The 20,224-nt window shown below is 37.8% G+C and carries 17 protein-coding genes and 1 riboswitch; of the genes, 10 read left to right on the forward strand and 7 right to left on the reverse strand.

Annotated features, from left to right (window positions below):
* Nucleotides 1-29 precede the first annotated feature (29 nt).
* Nucleotides 30-437, reverse strand: a complete 408-nt coding sequence (gene tsaE / locus RHP76_RS22245; RefSeq protein WP_216445081.1) for a tRNA (adenosine(37)-N6)-threonylcarbamoyltransferase complex ATPase subunit type 1 TsaE — start codon at nt 435-437, stop codon at nt 30-32.
* A gap of 103 nt (nt 438-540) precedes the next feature.
* On the opposite strand from tsaE, the gene dnaG reads away from it, so the two are divergent.
* Together dnaG and clpP are read left to right on the forward strand one after the other, a co-directional pair.
* Nucleotides 541-2,526 (forward strand): DNA primase, encoded by a 1,986-nt coding sequence (dnaG, locus tag RHP76_RS22250; protein ID WP_062671270.1) that lies wholly within the window; start codon nt 541-543, stop codon nt 2,524-2,526.
* Between the two features lie 112 nt (nt 2,527-2,638).
* Nucleotides 2,639-3,325 carry an ATP-dependent Clp endopeptidase proteolytic subunit ClpP gene (gene clpP / locus RHP76_RS22255; RefSeq protein WP_027373257.1) on the forward strand — a complete coding sequence of 229 codons (687 nt, stop codon included), beginning with the start codon at nt 2,639-2,641 and terminating at the stop codon, nt 3,323-3,325.
* A gap of 182 nt (nt 3,326-3,507) precedes the next feature.
* Here the strand turns inward: clpP and RHP76_RS22260 are convergent, their stop codons facing one another.
* On the reverse strand, nt 3,508-4,611 hold the full coding sequence (locus RHP76_RS22260; protein WP_288442164.1) for a T9SS type A sorting domain-containing protein: 1,104 nt from the start codon (nt 4,609-4,611) through the stop codon (nt 3,508-3,510).
* A gap of 62 nt (nt 4,612-4,673) precedes the next feature.
* Nucleotides 4,674-4,865: riboswitch (cobalamin riboswitch) on the reverse strand.
* 225 nt (nt 4,866-5,090) lie between these two features.
* Here RHP76_RS22260 and RHP76_RS22265 point away from each other — a divergent pair.
* On the forward strand, nt 5,091-6,359 hold the full coding sequence (locus tag RHP76_RS22265; RefSeq protein ID WP_311229100.1) for an esterase-like activity of phytase family protein: 1,269 nt from the start codon (nt 5,091-5,093) through the stop codon (nt 6,357-6,359).
* Nucleotides 6,360-6,434: 75 nt separating this feature from the next.
* Here the strand turns inward: RHP76_RS22265 and tpiA are convergent, their stop codons facing one another.
* From tpiA to RHP76_RS22290, 5 genes are all read right to left on the reverse strand, one after another.
* A complete protein-coding gene (tpiA, locus tag RHP76_RS22270; protein WP_079240960.1) occupies nt 6,435-7,193 on the reverse strand; it encodes a triose-phosphate isomerase in 759 nt (252 codons plus the stop codon).
* 52 nt (nt 7,194-7,245) lie between these two features.
* A complete protein-coding gene (locus RHP76_RS22275; protein WP_277694347.1) occupies nt 7,246-9,372 on the reverse strand; it encodes a S9 family peptidase in 2,127 nt (708 codons plus the stop codon).
* 30 nt (nt 9,373-9,402) lie between these two features.
* Complete coding sequence (locus RHP76_RS22280; protein WP_034692300.1) at nt 9,403-9,750, reverse strand: tellurite resistance TerB family protein; 348 nt, start codon at nt 9,748-9,750, stop codon at nt 9,403-9,405.
* Between the two features lie 98 nt (nt 9,751-9,848).
* A complete protein-coding gene (locus tag RHP76_RS22285) occupies nt 9,849-10,958 on the reverse strand; it encodes a BT_3928 family protein (RefSeq protein ID WP_216445077.1) in 1,110 nt (369 codons plus the stop codon).
* Nucleotide 10,959: 1 nt separating this feature from the next.
* Nucleotides 10,960-11,526 (reverse strand): DUF1599 domain-containing protein, encoded by a 567-nt coding sequence (locus tag RHP76_RS22290; protein WP_123278094.1) that lies wholly within the window; start codon nt 11,524-11,526, stop codon nt 10,960-10,962.
* Between the two features lie 305 nt (nt 11,527-11,831).
* On the opposite strand from RHP76_RS22290, the gene folP reads away from it, so the two are divergent.
* The 7 genes from folP (at nt 11,832) to ilvA (ending at nt 20,195) form a co-directional block, all read left to right on the forward strand.
* Nucleotides 11,832-12,698, forward strand: coding sequence for a dihydropteroate synthase (folP, locus tag RHP76_RS22295; protein ID WP_409193511.1), 867 nt, complete (start codon nt 11,832-11,834; stop codon nt 12,696-12,698).
* Nucleotides 12,699-13,067: 369 nt separating this feature from the next.
* Nucleotides 13,068-13,940, forward strand: a complete 873-nt coding sequence (gene ilvE, locus RHP76_RS22300) for a branched-chain-amino-acid transaminase (protein ID WP_311229101.1) — start codon at nt 13,068-13,070, stop codon at nt 13,938-13,940.
* Nucleotides 13,941-14,119: 179 nt separating this feature from the next.
* Entirely contained in the window at nt 14,120-15,802 is a 1,683-nt protein-coding gene (gene ilvD, locus RHP76_RS22305) for a dihydroxy-acid dehydratase (protein ID WP_280212778.1), read from the forward strand.
* A 6-nt stretch (nt 15,803-15,808) separates the two neighbouring features.
* Nucleotides 15,809-17,533, forward strand: coding sequence for a biosynthetic-type acetolactate synthase large subunit (gene ilvB, locus RHP76_RS22310; RefSeq protein ID WP_062671250.1), 1,725 nt, complete (start codon nt 15,809-15,811; stop codon nt 17,531-17,533).
* Nucleotides 17,534-17,544: 11 nt separating this feature from the next.
* The gene (locus tag RHP76_RS22315; protein ID WP_062671248.1) at nt 17,545-17,826 is read left to right on the forward strand and encodes an ACT domain-containing protein; all 282 of its coding nucleotides are present in this window, start codon (nt 17,545-17,547) and stop codon (nt 17,824-17,826) included.
* A gap of 48 nt (nt 17,827-17,874) precedes the next feature.
* The gene (ilvC, locus tag RHP76_RS22320; protein WP_311229102.1) at nt 17,875-18,921 is read left to right on the forward strand and encodes a ketol-acid reductoisomerase; all 1,047 of its coding nucleotides are present in this window, start codon (nt 17,875-17,877) and stop codon (nt 18,919-18,921) included.
* A gap of 11 nt (nt 18,922-18,932) precedes the next feature.
* Nucleotides 18,933-20,195, forward strand: coding sequence for a threonine ammonia-lyase (gene ilvA, locus RHP76_RS22325; RefSeq protein ID WP_062671245.1), 1,263 nt, complete (start codon nt 18,933-18,935; stop codon nt 20,193-20,195).
* Nucleotides 20,196-20,224 lie beyond the last annotated feature (29 nt).

Genomic DNA, 20,224 nt, shown 5'->3' on the forward strand with positions numbered 1-20,224 from the left:
CTCAATTAATGAGCAAAGATACATAATATTTAATCGAATGAAATCTCTCTGTTTTCACCCGTATTTACAATGCTCATTGTATGGTAGTTAAGACCGTAAAGGTCCTCTTCATAGACTTCCGGCCATTCGATGATGCATAAAAAAGAGTTGTCCAGATATTCTTCAATTCCGATATCATAGACTTCTTCAATGTTTTTTAAGCGGTAAAGATCAAAATGAAATACTTTCCCTTTTTCGGTATTGTATTCATTGACAATAGAGTAAGTGGGAGAGTTTACTTCATCCTTGCTGCCCATATTTTTAAGCAGAAATTGAGTGAATGTGGTTTTACCTGCGCCCAGGTTTCCTTTTAATAAAAGAATATTATGTTGTAATTGAGGAATGATGCTGTCAACAACTTCCTGCCAGTCTTCGATTGTATTGATAGTGAACTGCATATAGTAGCAAATTTATTTTGCAAAAATAATGATAAAACTTACTAAATATAATGCACTTGTATTATATAATTGTAAGGTTTTTTTTTATGTGTATTTTTGTACTATGATTTCCAAACAGACCATTGATAAGATATTCTCCACGATCCGCGTTGAAGAGATTGTGGGCGAATATGTGCAGTTGAAAAGAGCAGGGTCTAATTACAAGGGGCTCAGTCCTTTTCATGATGAAAAAACACCCAGTTTTGTAGTTTCTGCCAGTAAGCAGATCTGGAAGGACTTCTCCACAGGAAAAGGAGGAACGGCGATCTCTTTCCTTATGGAAATTGAAAATTTTACGTATCCTGAGGCACTCCGCCACGCTGCAAAAAAATACGGAATTGAAATTGAGGAAGACCAGCGTGAAATTTCTGAAGAAGCAAAAAATGCCCAGACAGAAAAAGATCTGCTGTATAAAATCCATGAGGTTGCCAATACTTATTTTCAGGAGATCCTTTGGGATGATCAGGAAGGCAGAAGTATAGGACTTTCTTATTTCAAAGAAAGGGAGTTGAGGGATGATATCATTAAGAAATTCCAGCTGGGATATTCTCCCGAGAAGAAGAATGCTTTTACAGCTTATGCCCTGGAAAAAGGATATAATAAAGAAATTCTTGAAAAATCAGGACTTTCTATTTTTCCTGAAAATACTCCTGCAGGCGTAGACCGTTTTAGGGAAAGGGTTATTTTCCCTATTCACAGTTTTTCTGGCAGGGTTTTAGGCTTCGGAGCAAGGATTCTGAAGAATAATGTCAAAACTGCAAAATACCTCAATTCCCCGGAAACCGAGATCTATCATAAATCCAATGTTCTTTACGGATTAAACCAGAGTAAGCAGGCTATTTCCAGGAAGAATGCCTGTCTTTTGGTGGAAGGATATATGGACGTGATTTCCCTTCATATGTCCGGAATTGAAAATGTAGTGGCAAGTTCAGGAACTTCTTTGACGACAGAGCAGATCAAACTGATTAAGAGGCTTACAGAAAACGTAACGATCCTTTTTGATGGTGATAATGCCGGTATCAAAGCCAGTTTCCGAAGTATTGACATGTTACTGACTGAGGGAATGAACATCCGTGTTCTGCTTTTCCCTGATGGAGATGACCCGGATTCCTTTGCCAGAAAACACCCGCAGGAATACGTTGAAAAGTATATCGAAAATGAAGCGATGGATTTTATCGACTTCAAGGCGGAAATTCTCCTGAGAGATATCGGAAATGATCCGATTAAAAAGGCTGAAGCAATCAGAGATATTGTGAAATCTGTCTCTTTCGTACAAAATGCCCTGAAAAGAGAGGTTTATCTGAAAGAGGTTTCCAATAAATTCGGGCTTTCTGAGCAGAGTCTTTTCAATGAACTGGATGTTCAGAAGCAGATCACACAGAATCAGACCCATCATGTTCAGCAGCAGCAGAAAGAGAAAACAGCCGCTCCAAAGATGGAGGTTGTGCCTTTGGATCAGGAAAAAGAAGATCCTTTTCTGTATGATGTATTGTTCATGGAGAACAAACTTGTTGAACACATGCTGGCATTTGGAGATATTATTCTGAAACGTAGAAATGAACAAGGAGAAGAATATCAGATTACAGTAATTGAGGAAATTCTTCATCATTTTGAAGAAGAGCAGTATGAATTTTTAGTTAAAGGGAATGAAATCATTATTACTCAGGTGAGGGAAGGAATTCAAAAAGATGAGTTGAGAAGTGGAAACTTTTTTGTATCTTTTATGGACGAAGAAATTACCACAAAGGTTGTAGACGCTCTGATCCCGTTGGATGAGCTTGAAAACTGGGCTTCCAGAAATATTTATCCTCCCAATTACGGTGATAAAGTGGCAGATCAGATCAAGGGAGATGTGTTGCTGCACAAATTCAGATATATTGATTATTTAATCACAGAAACAGATAAAGAGCTGGATGTGTACAGGGATACTGATGAAGGAAAGTACTATGAGCTTATCAAGAAAATTACGCTATTGAAACAAGCTTCCATGCGATTGAGTAATATCATTGAATATTCACCTATCAAAGGAATCTATGGTAGAAAACGGTAATTTTTAAGTCAGTTATTTTAATATTCTGTGACAAAAAGTCCTATAAAATTTTAGGAATAAATATTGTAATTTAAACTTCGAGAATATTTAAAAAATAATACATAATAGAAATATGGACATTAAAAAAGAATTCAGAGATTTCTCTGTAAAACATTTAGGAAACAACGGTTTGGTTACCGATCAGTATATGGGAATGTATGGGCCTACGAATCTTACTCCGTACATCATGGAAGAGAGAAGATTAAACGTTGCTCAGATGGACGTTTTCTCCCGTCTGATGATGGACAGAATTATTTTCCTTGGAACAGGTATTGATGATCAGGTAGCAAACATCGTTACGGCTCAGCTTTTATTCCTGGAAAGTGCTGACCCTTCAAAAGATATTCAGATCTACATCAACTCTCCTGGTGGTAGTGTATATGCAGGTCTAGGTATTTATGACACCATGCAGATCATCAAGCCGGATGTAGCGACAATCTGTACAGGTATGGCTGCTTCAATGGGAGCTGTATTACTGGTTGCCGGAGAAAAAGGAAAACGTTCTGCGCTTAAGCATTCAAGAGTAATGATCCACCAGCCTTCAGGAGGTGCTCAGGGAGTTGCTTCTGATATGGAAATCAACTTGAGAGAGATGTTGAAACTGAAGCAGGAGCTTTATGAAATCATCGGTCATCACTCAGGACAAACGTATGAGTGGGTAGAAAAATCTTCTGACAGAGATTACTGGATGACTTCTGAAGAAGCTAAAGGTTACGGAATGGTAGATGAGGTTTTACAAAGATCCACAGAGAAAAAATAATTGATGATAACATCATCAGAAAACCGCACCAATCTGGTGCGGTTTTTTTGTTGGATTATATTTTAATCACTCATTTTACATTCGCTGGAGGGTGGCAATAATTCAAAGAATTTTTGACGGGGCGGTTGTAACAGTATATTTTATCCATATCCTCACAAAAAAAGCGCCTTGAGGCGCTTTCTCTATTTCTTAACAATCTTATGTACCGTAGCACTTTCAGCTGTTTTAATCTCCACAAAGTAAACTCCTGAGTTTAAAGAATGAATATCAATCTTAGTAACCTGAGAAGTCATTATTTTTTGTCCTGTCACAGAGTAAATATTCACTTCTTTCAGTTTCTCAGCCGTTTCAATCTGAATGAAATCACTTGCCGGATTTGGATAAATATTGAATTTTTTCTTGGTCACAGAAGAAATTCCTAAAGTCAGCTGTGCCTCGGTGGGGGTAAATGGTCTTCTTTGCCCGAAACTTAATCCAAACCAGTCATTGTTACTCAGTTGAATCTGAGAAAGATTGGCTTTTGTTTGCCAGCTTGATAGATCTTTTCCTTTATATAACTTCCAGCTGTCTGATCCGGAAGTATTTCCAGTAAATGAATTCAATGTTAAATTAGTAATCTGATTATTCGCTGATGCAAAATTAAAATAAGAAGCTTGAGACTGGATCAGTTGTAACGCCTGTTCAGCAGTTATGCTTCCGTTATATTTAATTCCAAAAGCAAAAGAATTGGCATTTCCGTTGGCATTATCAGTTCCGAAATCAATAACGACAAGACTTTTATTAGTTCCGCTTCCTACCCAGTTTGTAACCTGCGAGGGAACAAACCAAGCAGAACTGTAGGCTGGAACTGGTGGGGAAGGCATTGTAGGAGGGGAAAAACTATAAGAAGCTCCATACCATCTTCCGTCCACTAAAAGATCATTGTTCACACCATTATTGAATGCCATAGTTGATGGAGTGTTTCCTGACCAGGTTGACCAATAGTCGTCAAGGCTGGGAGTATGATGATTGTAATTTAAACTGTACAGAAATCCGGATGGTATTTCAATTTCCATTTTAGGTTCTGCAGCGGCAATAGCAGTAATCATGTCTTCCATGGTTAAGCCATTTCCGTCAAAACGGTATCCCCAAGCATAAGAATTTGGGGTGCTGTCATCATTAAAGTCTGCAATGAAATATGCTTTTTTAGAACCGGTTCCTACCCAAAATTTAATGTCGTTTTCTGTGAATTGGGCCGACAATACCTGCATGCAAAGCAGTAAGAAAAAAAGATAGATTTTTCTCATGATATAATTAATTTAAAGTTTTATTCCCGAAACTTATCTTCAGAGCAGAACTAATTCTTTCTCTGAATCTGGTGTTTTAAGGCAGGTCTCCTGGCTCACATCTTACAACTTCCTTCCCGGATTTTCAGATCCAGTGGTTTTTGTGCAGTAAGTTTAAACAGTTTACAGTTGCGGGTACAGCTCAAGATTTGAATATTATTCTCACTTGATTCCCTATTAATGAACATTGTTCAGCCTTAAAACGCTGCAAATATATCATATAAATTGATAAGTCCGTTTTGTGAATTATTTTCCTTTAAAAAAAATGATTTTCAAATTGATTAATAATTTGGTTGGATTGTCGGTTTTTCATTTTTAAATAGATTCTTTTCTTATTTATCTTCAATGCATTCTGTCTGTTCAATTGTTAAAAAACAATTATCATTGTATTTAAGATCAGTTTACAATCAAGTCCTATTTTCGCAGCCATAAAATAGCATATGAAAAAATTACTATGTTCTGTGGGTATACTGGCTGTATTGGCTTCATGTAAAAGTGATGACGATATCGCAATGGTTAATCAGGATATTAATTATTCCAAACTCCCTCAGGAGTTTCCATTTTCAAAACTGACTACGATAAACGGAGTGGATGTTATCAACGGAGGTTTTGGGTCCGGAGCTGCGGCTCATCCTACCAGAAAAGGCGAATTCTATGTCATTACCGATAGAGGACCTAACACCGACTTCCAGAATGGGAAAAAGTTTCTTACTCCTAATTTTACTCCAACCATTATGCATTTTAAAATCAATGCTGACGGAAATGTAGAGGTCATCAAATATATTAAACTTAAAAATCCATCCGGACAGCCTATTACCGGACTTCCAAATCCTGTTGGAATGGGGAGCACAGGGGAAGTAGCATATGATGCTTCCGGAAATGTCTTAGGTACTGATCAGTATGGTCTTGACAGCGAAAGTATTGTTGCTGCCGCTGACGGTACATTCTGGGTTTCTGATGAATATGGACCGCATATTGTACACTACAGTGCTGATGGAATGGAGATGGAAAGAATAAGCCCGATCGGAGTAAATACAGGACCTAGAAAATTACCTGCTGTTTTAGCGAAAAGAAGAGCCAACAGAGGAATGGAAGGACTTTGTATGAGCCCGGACGGAAGAACGCTGGTAGGAACCATGCAGTCGATGATGTATGTTCCCAGTAAGGTATTGGCTACCAATAAAACTTTAACGAGAATTGTCACATTTGATACGGTTACAGGGCAGACTAAACAGTTTCTATATAAGCAGGAAGGAGGAGCTTCTGATTCAGTGTGCGATATTACCGCATTAAGCAATAATGAATTCCTGGTGATTGAAAGAGATGGAAATTTCGGTTCTCAGGGAGGAATAAAAAAAGTATACAGAATCAATCTTAGCAATGCAACAGATGTAAACGGAGCCGATATCACCGATGTGGACGGAATGAAAGTTAACGGAAAAGCTTTAGAGCAATGTTCATGGGATGAAATTACCAATGCCGGAATAAAAGCTGTTACCAAAACATTAGCCGTAGATCTGGTAGCAAAACTGGGTTATGAACATGATAAATTCGAGGGAATTGTTTATTTAGGAAATAATAAACTGGCTGTTTTCAATGATGATGACTTTGGAGTAGTGGATGATGGAAACGGAAATCCAAAAGCTAAAATTTTGCCTAAAACGGGTAAAGTAGACAAAGGAACAATGTATGTAGTCGATATTCAATAATTAGATTTTTTTAACGGAAAAGCGGCGGAATCGAAGATTCCGCCGCTTTTTATTGGATAATATATCAATCCTCTATTAATTAAAAGCTTCAATAATCTTAGAGAAATCCTCTAATTTTAAAGCTGCTCCTCCGATAAGACCACCGTCGATATCCGGCTGAGAGAAAATTTCTTTTGCATTGTCTGGTTTTACAGAACCTCCGTAAAGGATAGAAACCTCGTCAGCAACTTCCTGTCCGTATTTTGAAGCAATAATATTTCTGATGTGAGCGTGGATTTCCTGAGCCTGCTCAGGACTAGCCGTTTCTCCGGTTCCTATAGCCCAAACCGGTTCATAAGCAATCACTACTTTTTTGATTTCTTCAGCAGAAAGCGTGAAAAGAGCTACTTCAGTCTGGTTTTTTACTACCTCAAGGTGCTGTCCTGCTTTTCTCTGCTCAAGAGTTTCTCCGTTACAGTAAACAGGAATAAGACCTTTGTCAAGAGCTAATTTGATCTTTCTGTTACAGTGAGAATCTGTTTCTCCGTGATATTGTCTTCTTTCAGAGTGCCCGATTAGTGAACCGGTTGCATCAATGGATTCCAGCATATCTGCAGAAATTTCACCAGTATAAGCGCCACTTTCATACTCGCTCATATCCTGAGAAAATACTCCGATTTCATCCTTTTCAAAAACGTCTTTTGCCATCATCAAATACAATGCTGGGGGAGCAATCCAAACCTCACAGTTCGTTGCATTGTTGTTTTTATAGCTTAGTAACTGAATCATTAATTGTTGTGCATCAATTACATTTTTGTTCATTTTCCAGTTTCCTGCAACTATTTTTCTTCTCATAAGATTTAAATATAGATTTATTTATTTTTTAATTTTCTTTTTGCAAAACTTATTACTTAGTAATCCCTTCCAGTTTAAACATGAAAGCATATACCAAAGCTACATCCTTCAGATAATCAAACCTTCCGGAAGCGCCACCATGGCCATATTCCATATCTGTTTTCAATAACAGTACATTTTTGTCCGTTTTCATATCTCTTAGCTTGGCAACCCATTTCGCTGGTTCAAAATATTGTACCTGAGAATCGTGTAATCCTGTTGTTACCAAAAGATTCGGATAGTTTTTCTTCTCTACATTTTCATATGGAGAATAAGATTTCATATAAAAATAAGCTTCCTTATTATTGGGATTTCCCCATTCGTCATACTCATTGGTCGTAAGTGGAATACTAGTGTCTAACATCGTATTCACTACATCTACAAATGGAACCTGTGAAATAACACCATTCCATAAATTAGGACTCATATTGGCTATAGCACCCATCAGTAAACCACCTGCACTTCCTCCCTGAGCGTAAAGATGCTTAGGTGAAGTATATTTTTCTTTAACCAGATACTCTCCGGAATCGATGAAATCGGTAAATGTGTTTTTCTTTTTCATCATTTTTCCATCTTCATACCACTGTCTTCCCATTTCCTGACCTCCGCGGATATGAGCAATTGCATATGCAAAACCCCGGTCCAAAAGGCTCAGTCTGGTGCTGCTGAAACTTGCATCCATAGAACTTCCATAGGAACCGTAAGCGTAGAGTAGAAGAGGGTTGTTCCCATCTTTTTTGAACCCTTTTTTATAAACAATGGAGATTGGAATTTTCGTTCCGTCTTTTGCTGTGGCAAAAAGTCTTTCCGTTGTATAATTATCTTTATTGTAACCTCCCAGAACTTCCTGTTGTTTTAAAAGAACTCGTTTTCCGGTTTTTAAATCCTGTTCATACTGAGAACTTGGGGTAATCATGGAAGTATACCCAAAACGGAAATTATCCGTATTATATTCAGGGTTATCCAGTGAATAAACAGTATAAGCAGGCTCATCAAACTTTAAAAACTCCTTTTTTCCTGTTTTTCTGTCATAAATTACCAGTTGGGAAAGTCCGTTTTGTCTTTCACTGAATATCAGATAATTTTTAAATGCAGTAATATCCTCCATGAGAACATCTTTTCTGTGCGGAATAAAATCCTTCCAGTTTTCAACTCCCGTTTTATCTAAAGGAGTTTCTACAACCTTAAAGTTAAGAGCATCTTTATTGGTTGTTACCAAAAATTTATCTTCAAGTGAAGTTACATCATAAAGTACATTATTGATCCTGGGCTGAAAAATTTTGAAATTTCCGTTAGGATCATTGGCATCCAGATACCTGGTTTCAGAAGAAGTCGTAGCACGGGAATCAATCAGGATAAACTTATTGTTTTTTGTTTTTCCTACACTGATATAGTTGGTTTTATCTTTTTCTTCATATACCAGAATATCTTTACCGGAATCCGTTCCCAGCGTGTGTCTGAAAATTTTTTCTGTTAAAAGAGTCTCAGGATTTTTAGAAGTATAGAAAATTGTTTTGTTATCATTGGCCCATGTTGCAGAACCTGTTGTATTTTTAATACCAAGATCCGTGATTTCTCCTGTAGAAAGATCTTTTAAAAATAATTTGTACTGCCTTCTGGAAACATCATCCACTCCGTAGATCATTTTGGTATTATCCGGACTGATGCTGAAGCCTGCAGCAGAATAATATGGATGACCTTCTGCCATTTTATCTACATCAAGAAGAACTTCTTCCGGAGCAGTAAGGCTGCCTTTCTTCCTGCAGTATTTAAAATACTGTTTTCCGGTCTCTGTGCGGCTGTAATAGTAATATCCGTTTCTAAAAACAGGTACAGATTCATCCTTCTCCTTGATTCTGGCCTTCATTTCCTGGAAAAGCTTTTCTCTGAAGGGTTCAGTATCCTTCATCATGCCTTTCCAATACGTGTTTTCAGCCTTTAAATAATCAACAACTTTGGTAGAATCTTTTCCTTTTTTAAAATAATCAATCATCCAGTAATAAGGATCATTAACCTTATCACCGTGGATTTCTCTGATATGTTCCTGCTTTTCTGCAACAGGAGTCTTCATATTGGGAAATGTCTGAGATTGAAATGTAGATGCACTCATTACTAATAGTCCTAGATAAATTTTTTTCATGGTATTTTTTGGCTTGGATCTGTTCTTAGATTATAGTCCCCAAAGATTTTTCAACAGTACGTAGAACGTATGTTCCTCTTCCGTTACTTTATTGTCTGCTTTGATCAGTGATTTTGCAAACTGAACAAATTTCACACGCTCGTCCTCTGTAGAATCTTCGTGGAAACATCTTGCATGGAATTCAAAATGATCTTTCCATTCCTCAGGCTGTAAAAGAGCCAGGGTTTCAAGTTCATTATCAAGATTCATTCTGAAAGGAAATTCATCTGCCATGTATTGCTGTACCAGCATTCCTTCCTCAGGAGCAAATTCTCCATCTACAGAAGAAAGGATCATAAGTAAATGATAACCGGCGATTGATTTATTTGATTTTTGCATGAGTTGTTGTATGTTTAAGTTTAGTGTTTAAATTTGATAATTGATAATTGCATACAAATATCTGTCGTAACATATCATTTATAATTCATCATTTATAATTAATCAACGTAGTCCTTTGCAGGTTGTTTGTCTACAATTTTTCCGTTTTCAAGAATCAGTACAAATGGGTTGCTTCTTGCTATTGTTTTGATGGCAGTTCCGTCCATTAGTACATTTTTGATAGTTTTAAAAGTATTCGGTTCTGTAGAAATTCCGTAGATAAGAGCACCTTTCTGTGTATTTACTTTCGTTTCCACTTTCTGAAGCAGGTCTGCAGGAACATCTTTTGGATGATAGGAGAAAACAAGAACGGCTTTTGGTGCGTTGATGATTTCCTGGGTAACTTCCATTCCTGTAGGATCTTCAATCTTGAATTTTACAATTTCAGATTTATATCCTTCTTTGATCAGGACAGATTCATTTTTCCCATCTTCAATTTTCCATGGAGAGCCTTCTGCCCAGTATTCTGTTTTTTTGATATAATCATCCTGATTTACTTTTACAACAGCTCCTGTTTTCTGATTTTTCAATGTGTAGAAGGTTTTATATTCGGAAGGATTTTTATCAATTTTTGCTTTTTCAGCTTTAATGTCTGTTCCTATTTTATAATCACGGAAATCTATGATCGGTTCATGCATAATTCCTTGAGCCATAACATAAATCATTCCTAAAGAAAATACTGTTAAAAGGATATATTTAAATGTGTTGGAAGACTCTTTCGGAGTAACTCCATATTCATCTTTTTTACGGAAATCTTTTCTGTAAAGGATGAATAAAATAATCAATCCTACCAGCAGCACAACGTCTTTTAAGAAGCTCTGCCAAGGAGTGAATTTGATAGCATCTCCAAAACATCCACAATCTGTTACAACATTGAAATACGCTGAGTAAAAAGTAAGAAATCCGAAGAAAATACAAAGTGCAATTAATATGGATAAGGTAAATTTAAGCTTTAATTTAAGCAGCAGCATAAATCCTAAGAAAAGCTCCAGTACCACTACAATAATGGAAAATAACAGGGCAAACTTTTCTAAAAATGGCATGTTGAAAACCGGAGGTGCGAAATATTCTTCCATTTTGAAAGAAAAACCTACCAGATCCACGGCTTTTACAAAGCCTGAAAGGATAAAAATAACAGCAATAATAAAGCGTAATAAACCTTTGAGCATATTAAATATTTTTGGGTTCGAATTGATTTTCTTTTTCTGAGAATTTGATCAGGCAGAAGACTGCATAATTCAGCATATCGAAATAGTTGGCATCAAGCCCTTCCGAAACAATGGTTTTTCCCTGATTGTCCTCAATCTGTTTAGTTCTTAATACTTTCTGATAAATAAGATCTGTGATTGAAGAAATTCTCATATCCCTCCATGCCTCACCATAATCATGATTTTTTCTTTCCATCAAAGCTTTTGCTTCATTGGCATACTTATCATAAAGACCTAAAACTTCTTCTTTATTTTCATTGAAATCATTGGAAAGGCCTTTCTCCAGCTGAATAAGTCCAATGATAGAATAGTTCACAATGGCGATAAATTCATCTTCTTCACTCTCATCCACCATTTTTTTATCAGTCATCTGCAGGGTACGGATCCTGTTGACTTTGATATAAATCTGATCCGTAATAGAGCTTGGTCTTAAAACCCTCCATGCTGCACCATAATCCTGTAATTTTTTACCGAAAAGATCACGGCACTGACTGATAACTTTCTCGAACTGTACTGATGTTTTTAGCATAAATTTTCTTAATCTTCCAAATATACGAATTCGGTTTTAGATTTTTGAATTTGATGAGCTGAGTTTGTGAGTGAGAGGGTGGGAGAGTTTTAGAGTTTCGGGTTTCGGGATTCGTGTTACCGTGGTTTAGAGTAAGAGGGTTTTAGTGTTTGAGAGGGCTTAATTAACTTCCTGCCTCCAGCTTCCAGCTTCCAACTTCCATCCTCAATTTAATCTCTTTTTAAACTCATAAATCACTAATTTTGCAGCACAGAAATCATTCATCAATTATCATTTATAAATCATCATCTCTCAATACTAAACTCATGCTTTCCAACCTTCCAGCCCTCCAACCCTCCAGCTCTCCAACATACTCAATCAACTGCAACGGTCGTTTAGTACAACTGGACACCCCAAAAATCATGGGAATCCTTAATTTGACACCGGATTCTTTCTCCGATGGCGGAAAGTTCAATAATGAAAAATCAGCATTAAAGCATGCTGAAAAACTGTTGAAGGATGGAGCAGAAATACTGGATATTGGCCCTCAGTCTACACGTCCCAATGCCGAATTTTTAAGTGCTTCCGAAGAAAAAAACAGAATTGGAAATCTGATTTCTCTGATCAAAAAAGAATTTCCGGAAGCCCTGATTTCCCTGGATACTTTTTATGCAGAAACAGTGAAATTTGGATTTAATGAAGGAATTGATCTGATTAATGATATTTCTGGAGGACAGTATGATACAGAAATGTTTGATAGAGCTGCTGAAACGAGGTTGCCTTACATTCTGATGCATGTAAATCCTTCTTATGAAACCATGCATGATAAAATAAAATTTGAAGATATTACGCTGGAAGTGAACCAGTATTTTGCTAAAAAAACAAAAGAACTTTTAGAAAAAGGAGTGAATGATATCATTCTTGATCCTGGTTTTGGCTTCGGAAAAACAGTAGAAGATCAGATGAAAATGATCCATGAAGTTGAATATCTGGGATTCGGACAATTTCCTCTTTTAATAGGTATTTCCAGAAAGTCATTTATCTACAAACCTCTTGGAAAATCACCGCTGGACATCAATGAGGAAACACAGAAACTGCACATGAAAGTATTGGAACAGGGAGCTAAAATTTTGAGGGTTCATGATGTGGCTGAAGCGAAGGAAACACTGAACCAGTTTTTACGAAAAAAATAAAAAGTGCAAAAAAAACTTGTGAGTAATTAAAAAGTTTATACATTTGCAATATGAATTTTACGAATCAGAAAAATATTATTGTCATTTCTATTATTGCTGTTGTCATTAACAACAGTAAGGAAACGGCATTTTAAATAGATTTTAATTTAAATTATATATAAAACCGTTTCAAACTATGAAACGGTTTTTTTGTTTTTAATTTTTTATAGTATAAAAGTATGTATAAGTTATTATCAGTAATTATTATCGTCATTATTATTCCCTTACGGCTGTGAGAAGGAACATGTATGACTGTACATATATTGAGCCCTCTCACACTGTGAGAGGGCTTTTTTTATTCCCATTACTAATTTTTTAAACCTCTATAACATGTATTACAACGACGACACGACCATCTACTTTGACGGAAAATTTATGAAAGCGAAAGATGCCGGAACAGATCTCTACAGCCAATCACTTCACTATGGGTACTCTGTTTTTGAAGGCATCAAATCCTACAGCACAGATCATGGAACTCAAATTTTCAAAGCAAAAGAACACTACGAAAGACTTAAGAGATCGGCAGAACTCATGCATATTCCTTTTGATTATTCCGTAAATCAGCTTATAGAACTTACCTATGAACTTCTGGATCGTAATGGATTTACAGATGCTTATATCCGCCCGTTGGTTACGTGTTCGCCTAATATGTCACTCTCAAAAGGACAAAAATCTTATCTGTCACTTCTTGCCTGGGAATGGAATAACGGCTATCTGGCAGATAAAATGAAAATCATGACTTCCCCTTTTCAACGTCCTAATCCTAAGGCTTTCAAGGTGGAAGCCAAAGTAGGCGGACATTATGTAAACTCCATATTGGCCTGTCAGGATGCCAAAGACAAAGGATATGATGAAGCACTGGTTCTGGATGAAAACGGAAATGTTGCCGAAAGCTCAGGTGCCAATGTTTTCTATGAGAAAGACGGGGTTTTATATACTCCGGCTAAAGGAAGTATCCTTCCGGGAATCACAAGACAAACCGTTATGGAGATCTGTAAAGAGCTTGACATTCCGGTAAAAGAAACCTTTTTTAAACCACAGGAAATGCGTGGTGCAGATGCAGGATTTTTCTGTGGTACGGCAGCAGAAATTGTTGCCCTTGATTCACTTGATGATGTTCCTTTTACCAAAGATTGGGAAAGCACAGCAAGTGGGAGAGTACAACAGGCATATTTGAAATTGGTAAGAGTTCTGTCATTGTAAATTTTAAGAATATAAACATTTGATTATCAAATAAATAAATTCGTTTTTTAAACAATTGAATATTGTAATTTTTGGAAAAAACGAAAATGAAAAGAATATTACAAAATGTAGTTTTGGATCAAAATTTAGTAAAGAACTCTATTTGAAGAAGAGAAAAGAATAGAAAATGTAGGAAAAGTATGTTAAATAAATATTCAAAAACATTCACGCAAAACAGTGAACAACCCGCAGCCAAAGCCATGTTGTACGGGATAGGATTTACAGAAGAAGATATGCACAAAGCTCAGGTCGGAATTGCCAGTATGGGCTATGACGGAAACACCTGTAATATGCATCTGAATGATCTTGCCCAGGTCGTAAAAAAAGGAACATGGAACCACGGATTAGCCGGATTGATTTTTAACACCATCGGAGTAAGTGACGGAATGAGCAATGGAACAGACGGAATGCGTTATTCTCTGGTAAGCCGTGATGTAATTGCAGACAGCATCGAAGCCATATGTGGAGCGCAATACTACGATGGATTGATCGCATTGCCAGGCTGTGATAAAAATATGCCGGGAACTATCATCGCAATGGGAAGGCTGAACAGACCATCCATCATGGTATACGGAGGAACAATTGCTCCAGGCTGCTATAAGGGAGAACAGCTTAATATTGTTTCAGCTTTCGAAGCGTTGGGGAAAAAGATTGCAGGAGAAATCACAGAAGAAGATTTTGATGGGGTTGTAAAAAATTCCTGCCCCGGAGCTGGTGCATGTGGTGGAATGTATACGGCCAATACAATGGCTTCCGCGATAGAGGCTTTAGGAATGAGTCTTCCGTATTCTTCTTCCAACCCGGCTTTAAGCAAAGAAAAACAGGAAGAATGTCTTGAAGCAGGAAAATACTTGAAAATATTATTGGAAAAAGATATTAAACCTTCGGATATCATGACCCGCAAAGCTTTTGAAAATGCGCTGCGCATGATTGTTATTCTTGGAGGAAGTACCAATGCCGTTCTGCATTTTATAGCTATGGCAAAAAGTGTGGGAGTACCACTTACTCAGGATGATTTCCAGAAGATGAGTGATAAAACTCCGGTACTGGCAGATTTAAAACCAAGCGGGAAATACCTGATGCAGGATCTGTATGAGCACGGAGGAATACCATCAGTAATGAAATACCTTCTGAACCAGGGATTATTACACGGTGATTGTTTAACAGTAACCGGAAAAACATTAGCTGAAAATTTAGAAGATGTTCCCGATCTGGATTTTAATACTCAAAAGATTATTAAGCCATTATCAGAACCTGTAAAAGAAACAGGGCACCTGAGAATATTATACGGAAATCTTGCTGAAAAAGGAAGTGTAGCAAAGATTACAGGTAAAGAAGGAGAACGTTTCGTAGGAAAAGCGCGTGTATTTGATGGCGAAAAAAATCTGATCAGAGGAATTCAGGATGGAACCGTACAGCATGGCGATGTCATTGTCATCCGTCATGAAGGTCCGAAGGGAGCTCCCGGAATGCCGGAAATGCTGAAACCCACCAGTGCACTGATTGGAGCAGGACTGGGAAGCAGTGTAGCCTTGATTACAGATGGAAGATTCAGCGGAGGAACTCATGGTTTTGTAGTAGGACACATCACTCCAGAAGCTCATGAAGGAGGTCTTATCGCTTTTGTAAACGATGATGACCTGATTGAAATTGATGCTGTCAACAACACCATACAGCTTAAAGTTTCAGAAGAAGAGATCGAAAGAAGAAAGAGAGGATGGCAGAAACCAGCTCTTAAAGTACAGAAAGGATTGCTTTATAAATATGCATTAACCGTATCATCAGCTGCAGAAGGCTGTGTAACAGACGAAATCACTCAATAAAAAAATATGGAAAATCTGAATCTATCAACAGAAATACAATTGAGCGGAAGCCGGATTATTCTTGAAGCATTTCTTCAGGAAGGGGTGAAAACCGTTTTCGGATATCCGGGAGGTGCCATTATTCCTATTTATGATGCCCTTTATGATTATAAAGAAAATCTGAAACATATATTGGTACGCCATGAGCAGGCAGCAGTACATGCAGCACAGGGCTTAGCAAGAGTCTCAGGAGAAGTTGGTGTTGTATTGGCTACCAGCGGCCCGGGAGCTACCAATCTTGTAACAGGATTGGCAGATGCTTTATTGGATAATACCCCTTTGGTCTGTATTACAGGACAGGTTTTTGAACATCTTCTCGGTACCGATGCCTTTCAGGAAATAGATGTGATGAACGTTACAAGTCCGGTTACCAAATGGAATTATCAGGTAACCGATGCTAATGAACTTCCCGAAGTATTGGCAAAAGCATTCTACATCGCAAAGTCAGGCCGCCCAGGTCCTGTTCTGATTGATGTTACCAAAAATGCCCAGCTGCAGTCTGTTGATTATAAAGGATATTCTCCATGTTCTTCACTGAGAAGCTATAAACCCGATCCTGATCCATGTTTTGATAGTATTGAAAAAGCAGTACAGCTGATCAATAATGCTGTAAAGCCATTTATCATCGCAGGACAGGGGATTATGTTGGGGAAAGCTGAAAAGGAGTTCTTACAGTTTGCAGAAAAATCAGGAATTCCGGTAGCATGGACGGTTCTGGGAATGAGTGCTATTCCAACTTATCATCCACAAGCGGTGGGAATGGTAGGAATGCACGGAAACTATGGCCCGAATATATTAACCAATGAATGTGATGTTTTAATTGCTGTCGGAATGAGGTTCGATGATCGCGTGACCGGAAGACTGGATCAATATGCAAAGCAGGCAAAGATTATTCACCTGGATATTGATAACGCAGAGATTAATAAAAATGTAAAAGTAGATGTTCCCGTTCTGGGAAACTGCAAACATACGCTTCCTCTTCTTACAGAAAAGATCGTAAAAAGAGAACATCATCACTGGCATAAAAGATTTAAAAAATGTCATGAAATTGAAAGCATCAATCTGATTCATAGGGAGCTCTACCCTGAAGAAGGTGAGATTACAATGGGAGAGGTTATCCGCGAGTTGAATGAGATCACAGATGGAGAAGCAATTATTGTAACAGATGTAGGACAGCATCAGATGGCGACATGCCGATACTCTCAGTTCAAACATTCCCGAACCAATGTCACAAGTGGTGGGCTGGGAACCATGGGATTCTGTCTTCCCGCTGCGATAGGAGCTTCTTATGCAGAAACAAACCGTCCTGTTATTGCTGTGATGGGAGACGGAGGAGCTCAGATGAATATTCAGGAACTGGGAACCATTATGCAGTATCATCCGGAAGTGAAGATCTTAATTCTGAATAATTGCTATCTGGGAATGGTAAGGCAGTGGCAGGAATTGTTTCACGAAGAAAGATATTCCTCCGTAGATATTCAGAGTCCCGATTTTGTTCAGGTGGCAAAGGGATATAATATTCCCGGAAAAAAAGTATCCGAGAGGGAAGACTTAAAATGGGCGCTCCGTGAAATGTTGGATCACAAAGGATCTTTCCTTCTTGAAGTAATGACAGGAAAAGAACACAATGTATTTCCGATGATCCCTCAGGGAAAAAGTGTTTCGGAAATTGTATTAAATAATAAAGTTTAAAAATAAAAAAGATGAAAACAGATCATAAAGAATATACCATTACAGCGTATACAGAAGATTATTTAGGATTGATCAGCCGCATCAATGCTATTTTTTCAAGAAGAAGAATTTCTATGGTGACCTTCAATGTAGGACCCTCAGAAATAGAAAAAGTAAAAAAGTTTGTCATCGTAATCAGAGAAACAGAAGATTCTGTTCAGAAGATCAGCAGACAAATGGAAAAACAGGTAGACGTTCTGGAAGTACATTACCACAGAAATCCATACCTGACGGCAGTAGAATATGCCAGCTAAGTGTAAAAATTAAACATCACAATCAATAATAAATAAAAATCAAAAAAAATGGCAAAATTGAATTTTGGAGGAGTAGAGGAGAATGTAGTAACAAGAGAAGAATTTCCGTTGGAAAAAGCTCAGGAAGTATTAAAAAATGAAGTCGTAGCAGTGATTGGTTATGGAGTACAGGGACCTGGACAGGCTTTAAACCAAAAAGATAACGGAATTAATGTGATTGTAGGACAGAGAAAAAACTCCAAATCTTGGGATAAAGCAGTCGCAGACGGATTTGTACCGGGAGAAACTTTATTTGAAATCGAAGAAGCACTGGAAAAAGGAACTGTTATCTGCTATCTTTTGAGTGATGCCGCACAGATAGAATACTGGCCGAAAGTAAAACAGCATCTTACCCCAGGAAAAGCATTGTATTTCTCTCATGGTTTCGGAATCACATTCAGCGAGCGTACTGGAATTGTTCCTCCAGCCGATGTAGATGTATTTCTGGTAGCTCCTAAAGGTTCAGGAACTTCATTGAGAAGAATGTTTCTGCAGGACAGAGGTTTAAACAGCAGTTTTGCCGTTTATCAGGATGCTACAGGAAAAGCCAGAGAAAGAGTAACAGCATTGGGAATTGCGATAGGAAGCGGATATCTTTTTGAAACCGACTTTAAAAAAGAAGTTTACAGTGATCTAGCCGGAGAACGCGGAACGCTGATGGGAGCCGTACAGGGAATATTTGCTGCTCAGTATGATGTATTGAGAAAAAATGGGCACAGCCCTTCTGAAGCATTTAATGAAACCGTAGAAGAACTGACTCAGTCATTGATGCCATTGGTAGCAGAAAACGGAATGGACTGGATGTATGCCAACTGCAGTACAACCGCTCAGAGAGGAGCTTTGGACTGGTGGAAACGTTTCAGAGATGCTACTTCACCTTTGTTTGAAGAGCTGTATGATAATGTAGCCAAAGGAAATGAAGCTCAACGTTCCATAGACAGAAACAGCAAACCGGATTATCGTGAAAAATTGGAAGCCGAACTTACAGAACTGAGAGAAAGCGAAATGTGGAAAGCAGGTAAGACGGTACGAAGCCTGAGACCCGAAAACAATTAATTACTAAACAGATGATGAAAGAGGAAGTAAGTTCCTCCGTTCTAGAAAATGTCTATAAAGCGGAGGAACGATTAAAAGATGTAGTGGTAAAAACACCTTTAGCTGTGAATAATAATCTGTCAGCTATTTATGAGTCTAATATTTGTTTTAAAAGAGAAGATCTTCAAAGGGTTAGATCCTATAAAATAAGAGGAGCCTATAATAAGATGGCCACCATGTCTGAGGAAGAACTTTCAAAAGGTGTTGTTTGTGCCAGCGCCGGAAATCATGCCCAGGGCGTTGCTTTTGCATGTCAGACCATGAAGGTTAAAGGAACGATTTTCATGCCTTTGCCAACTCCCGGACAAAAGCTTGAACAAGTGAAGATGTTCGGTGGAGAATACATTGATGTTGTTTTATTTGGAGACACATTCGATGAATCTAAAGATGCTGCGATGAGGTTTTGTAAAGACCATAACAGCGTATTTATCCATCCTTTTGATGATCCGGCAATTATTGAAGGACAGGCAACAACAGCACTGGAGATTCTGGAACAGACAGAAGGTGTGGTTGATTATCTTTTTGTTCCGATAGGCGGCGGGGGATTGGCAGCAGGAGTCTGTACTGTATTTCAGCAGTTGTCTCCGCAAACAAAGATTATAGGTGTAGAACCATCCGCAGCAGCAAGCATGAAAAAAGCCCTTGAAAAAGGGAAACCCGTTCTTCTCGAAAAAATAAGCCGTTTTGTAGACGGTGCAGCCGTACAGCAAGTGGGAGATCTCACTTTTGAACGTTGTAAAGATGTACTATATGATATGGCTACAGTAGATGAGGGACTTGTCTGTGAAACCATATTGTCACTGTACAACAAAGATGCTATCGTGGTAGAACCGGCGGGAGCACTTTCAGTAGCAGTATTGGAAAAATATAGAGAAGAAATAAAAGGTAAAAACGTAGTGTGTATTATCAGCGGGAGCAATAATGATATTACCCGTATGGAAGAAATCAAGGAAAAAGCATTGCTTCATGCAGGACTTAAGCATTATTTTCTGGTCAGATTTCCACAGCGTCCCGGAGCATTGAAAACCTTTGTAATGGATGTACTGGGACCTGATGATGACATCACTTATTTTGAATACACCCAGAAAAATTCAAAAGAAAAGGGAATAGCAGTCGTAGGAATTGCTCTGAAGCAAAACAAAGATTTCATTCCTTTAATTGATAAAATGAAACAATATGATTTCTTTGTCAACTATCTGAACAATGATCCTTCTCTGATGAATTTACTTATTTAAAAGGATTTAGATGTAAAAAGAGACCTATT

Source organism: Chryseobacterium sp. SG20098 (genome assembly GCF_031844745.1).
Lineage (GTDB): Bacteria > Bacteroidota > Bacteroidia > Flavobacteriales > Weeksellaceae > Chryseobacterium > Chryseobacterium cucumeris.

Bases quoted from the DNA above. Each gene is read 5' to 3' on its own strand.
- tsaE (WP_216445081.1), bottom strand. From the start codon at position 437: ATGCAGTTCACTATCAATACAATCGAAGACTGGCAGGAAGTTGTTGAC.
- dnaG (WP_062671270.1), top strand. From the start codon at position 541: ATGATTTCCAAACAGACCATTGATAAGATATTCTCCACGATCCGCGTT.
- clpP (WP_027373257.1), top strand. From the start codon at position 2,639: ATGGACATTAAAAAAGAATTCAGAGATTTCTCTGTAAAACATTTAGGA.
- RHP76_RS22260 (WP_288442164.1), bottom strand. From the start codon at position 4,611: ATGAGAAAAATCTATCTTTTTTTCTTACTGCTTTGCATGCAGGTATTG.
- RHP76_RS22265 (WP_311229100.1), top strand. From the start codon at position 5,091: ATGAAAAAATTACTATGTTCTGTGGGTATACTGGCTGTATTGGCTTCA.
- tpiA (WP_079240960.1), bottom strand. From the start codon at position 7,193: ATGAGAAGAAAAATAGTTGCAGGAAACTGGAAAATGAACAAAAATGTA.
- RHP76_RS22275 (WP_277694347.1), bottom strand. From the start codon at position 9,372: ATGAAAAAAATTTATCTAGGACTATTAGTAATGAGTGCATCTACATTT.
- RHP76_RS22280 (WP_034692300.1), bottom strand. From the start codon at position 9,750: ATGCAAAAATCAAATAAATCAATCGCCGGTTATCATTTACTTATGATC.
- RHP76_RS22285 (WP_216445077.1), bottom strand. From the start codon at position 10,958: ATGCTCAAAGGTTTATTACGCTTTATTATTGCTGTTATTTTTATCCTT.
- RHP76_RS22290 (WP_123278094.1), bottom strand. From the start codon at position 11,526: ATGCTAAAAACATCAGTACAGTTCGAGAAAGTTATCAGTCAGTGCCGT.
- folP (WP_409193511.1), top strand. From the start codon at position 11,832: ATGCTTTCCAACCTTCCAGCCCTCCAACCCTCCAGCTCTCCAACATAC.
- ilvE (WP_311229101.1), top strand. From the start codon at position 13,068: ATGTATTACAACGACGACACGACCATCTACTTTGACGGAAAATTTATG.
- ilvD (WP_280212778.1), top strand. From the start codon at position 14,120: ATGTTAAATAAATATTCAAAAACATTCACGCAAAACAGTGAACAACCC.
- ilvB (WP_062671250.1), top strand. From the start codon at position 15,809: ATGGAAAATCTGAATCTATCAACAGAAATACAATTGAGCGGAAGCCGG.
- RHP76_RS22315 (WP_062671248.1), top strand. From the start codon at position 17,545: ATGAAAACAGATCATAAAGAATATACCATTACAGCGTATACAGAAGAT.
- ilvC (WP_311229102.1), top strand. From the start codon at position 17,875: ATGGCAAAATTGAATTTTGGAGGAGTAGAGGAGAATGTAGTAACAAGA.
- ilvA (WP_062671245.1), top strand. From the start codon at position 18,933: ATGATGAAAGAGGAAGTAAGTTCCTCCGTTCTAGAAAATGTCTATAAA.